The following is a 3,760-nucleotide window of genomic DNA, read 5'->3' on the forward strand; positions in this document are numbered from 1 at the left end:
GCAGGAAGAAAACACACCTTTATAAAACGAACATTCCGGCACTTGACCGGAAACACCAACCCTTTTTAAACCGCTACGCTTTTTGCCATGAAAACAGTCTACAAATGCAACCAACGCGGGTGGAGACGTTTTTCTCTATCCCTTCTATTCGGTACGCTGTATGCGTTCACAAGTGCCCAGGATATGACCTTTCGGGCGCAGGTCATCCCGCCTTCTCCCGAAGTTAGCGCCCTGGCCAAATTTGCCGATACCCGGGTATCCCACTATTCCGGGATACCGGATATCCAACTACCGCTCTATACACTTGTGGAACAGGACCTGGAACTACCGATTGCCTTGCAGTACCACGCTGGAGGAATCCGAGTCGAAGAAAGAGCGGGATGGGCCGGACTGGGGTGGGCGCTGAATGCCGGAGGAAGCATCAGTCGAACAATAAAAGGCCTTCCGGACGAGCAAACCGGATCGGGCAGTGGCTATACCAATCACGAAGTGGCATTCGATCGACTCTCGACTGCCGAAAGGATGGATTATTACCAGCGCTCGCAGAACGGAACCATCGATTTTGAACAGGATATCTTTCATTTCGTCTTTGGCAACTACTCCGGGAAATTTGTCCTTGGAAAAGATGGCACCGTATCCATTATGAGCGCCAGCTATTTAAAGATTCAATTTGAACAGGTAAACCGGGACATCGTTCGCTGGAACGTATGGGACGGAAACGGAAACCGCTACATATTCGAAGACCCGGAGCGAACCATTACTGAGGATTTCTCCAAGCACAGGACGGTGCCGTACCGTTCCAACTATTACTCGGCCTGGCACCTAAGTAAAATCATCACTTATAACGGGAGGGAGATACGCTTCAGCTATGCACCCTACACAGCCTCCTACTATACACGTTCTTCTCAATCCGCTTCCTATTTCCTAACAGGAACTACAGGCGAATACATCTGCGGAAACGACCGAATTACCGATGCCTTTACCGAGGTAACCGTTCGTGGAAAACAGCTGCAGTCGATTCGCTTTGGATTGGGCGAAGTCCTCATTGAAAGTAAAAATGATCGGAAGGATGCTAGTTCCAATCGACTAGCCGGGATCAAAGTGATCAATAATCGGGGTAGGTTAATCAAATCATTTGTGTTTGATCACGATTACTACCAGTCCAACCTGTCTTCGAAATACACCCACCTACCGGAAGCTATTAAGAAAGCGACGCCCACGAAAAGACTTCGTCTCGTACAGGTTACAGAAAACACGACGAATCCTTCCTTGGATTATCGTTTTGAATACCATGGTAACGTCTTGCCCCATTTTTTTTCCAATTCCCAGGACCATTGGGGTTTCTACAATGGAGCAATTAACGAGAGCCTGATCCCCCAGTACATGAGGTTTCGAAAAGCCAATGCCAACCGATTGGTCGTTCCGGAGTACGCGCTGACCGGTACCTTGAAGAAGGTTTCCTACCCCACCGGAGGCAGCGTAAGCTATGAAATGGAAAGCAATACCGCGCTGGTTCGTTCGGGCGAATACTACAATTTTTTCAGTCCGGTAACCCTGGAGGCGGATCAACCAACCTATGCCGTATCGGTAAACAGCCAACGTAGGAAAGCCTTCTTTCAGGTGGAACCGAAGGAATCCGACCTGGATACGCTCAAATTGATCCGGTTCAGCGTTCAACTAAGCGGCAGGGTGGATTGCGACGGAAGAGACAGGGATTGCCGAGGCTCCGTGGACGTATACCTGTACTCCCCTGCGGACAGGTCCTTTATAAGTCTGCTTTCCAATACCATCCAGGACGGTGCCGTCTCCGGTAACGTCTGGCTGAAAGCAGGAACCCGTTACGAACTGCACCTGGATGGCCCATCGCGACTGGCTGCCGGACTGTCCGCCACGGTTTTCGGACGAAGAAATCCTCCGAAACAGGAAGAAACCGGGCGTATAGAGGTGAGTACCGGAGGATTGCGGGTAAAGTCGATCACCAAAGATTTTGGCAACCAAACCGAAACGGTAGAATATCATTACGAGCAGCCCGAAACCAACCAATCCTCCGGTTCATTGGCAACCTTCCCGAAATACGATTTCATCATTTTTAATACGTTCGAGAGAAGGGTACCAACTAGGAACGATATCATTCTGGAAGCATGCCTGAAATTTGAATTACGGTCGTATTCCCAGGTTCCCTTGTCGGTAAACGCGGATTTCTTTGGCTATGCCAACGTCAAAGAGATCCGGAAAAACAAAGCGGGGGAAATCCTGCGTACGGATTACCGGTACCTGTCCCCAGCGGATTTTCCAGATCAATCCAGCTACTCCTCCCCGTTTGGCATCGTCAGGAGCGCCGCTGCCAAACGGGGGGTTCCTAAAGCGGAAGTTTATTATGTGCAAACCGGAGACAGTTTTCAAAAATCCTTGGAAAAGGTCTACACGTACCAACCATCGGAACGGGTTTCTCACGAAAACTTTAAATTTTTCTGCATGGGATACGGGCCTGGCGGATGTCGGGACGTCCGTTATTTGAAATACTTCAACACCACCGTCTGGAATCCCCGCGTTGAAATAAAGGAGATCCGCTACGATAGCCAGACGGGGGCTTCTTTTGAAAAAACCAGCATCCTAACCTACGACGAAAACTACCTTTTACCCACAAAAACGACTCGTTTAATCGCTACAAACAACAGCATCGAAGAAGAATATTACTATCCGTTCAACCTGCCCGCATCCCTAAATGCTTCCCGAGATCCGTCAGTACTCACCGACCTGATCGAAGCCAACCGAATTGTCCCCACCCTGGCCCAACGTAAAAAAGCGGGCGGGCAGCTGCTCGAACAAGAACAGGTACAATTGCAAAGGTACCACGGGAGACTATTGCCAGCTGCGCTTTTGAAAAAGCATGCGGACCAATCCGAGTACGAAGACCTTAGGGTTTTATCGTACGATCGATTCGGTAATATCCTGGAGCAAAAACCGCGAACCGGCCCAAGGCAAAGCTTTCTTTGGTTTGAGCAGGGAAACTGGATGGCGGCGGCCGTGCATAATGCAGCCGCCGAAGAAATTGCCTATACTTCCTTCGAAACGGAAGACATGGGCGGATGGATCTTCAGTGGAGACCCTCAAGCCACAGAACATGCTAAAACAGGGCAAAAACAGTACCACTTGGGTTCGGGACCCATCAGCAAAACCGGTATCCCGGCTTCAAAAAACCGTATTTTCCTACTTTCCTTTTGGGCTAAGAAAGCAAGTAAAAGCACCTCGGGAAGCTGGTCCTTTATGGGCAAAACGGAAGTGTTAACGGATGATTGGCAGTTGATCCAACGGGAAATTACTACATCCCGGATTGCCATTACCGGACAGGGAGTGCTGGTAGATGAAGTACGGCTTCATCCCAAAGACGCATTTATGGAGACTTTTACCCATGAACCTTTGCTCGGGATGAGTAGTAGTACCGATCAGCGTCACTACACCCACTACTACGACTACGATGGCATGGGCCGCCTGGCGACCATCCGCAACGCGGATCGGGATGTTTTGGAACACTACCTCTATACTTTTCAAACCCAAAAACAGGCAAAACCATGAAAACCTCTTCTATTTACCTAACCCTACTTCCGGTATTTTTCTGGCTGGGGAAGCAGTCCGTTGCCCAGGAAAACAGCATTCGGACCGTTCGCCCGCAAATGCCAGTAAATGCAGTATCCGCATTACCGAACTCCCCTTCCCTCAAGCAGTCCATCCTGTATTTCGACGGACTGGGCCGGGAACT

The 3,760-nt window shown here is 49.8% G+C and carries 2 protein-coding genes; both read left to right on the top strand.

Features of this window, described 5'->3' with window-relative positions:
- Nucleotides 1–87: 87 nt before the first annotated feature.
- The gene (locus BMW71_RS23420) at nucleotides 88–3,576 is read left to right on the top strand and encodes a hypothetical protein (RefSeq protein ID WP_143057748.1); all 3,489 of its coding nucleotides are present in this window, start codon (nucleotides 88–90) and stop codon (nucleotides 3,574–3,576) included.
- Nucleotides 3,573–3,760: hypothetical protein (locus tag BMW71_RS23425; protein ID WP_143057749.1), on the top strand; the 188-nt coding region annotated here is incomplete at its 3' end. The genes BMW71_RS23420 and BMW71_RS23425, both read left to right, overlap by 4 nt.

The sequence above is a fragment of the Cyclobacterium xiamenense genome, assembly GCF_900109255.1.
Classification (GTDB): Bacteria; Bacteroidota; Bacteroidia; order Cytophagales; family Cyclobacteriaceae; genus Cyclobacterium; species Cyclobacterium xiamenense.

Coding starts and splice junctions, on each gene's coding strand:
- BMW71_RS23420 (WP_143057748.1), top strand. CDS start 88: ATGAAAACAGTCTACAAATGCAACCAACGCGGGTGGAGACGTTTTTCT.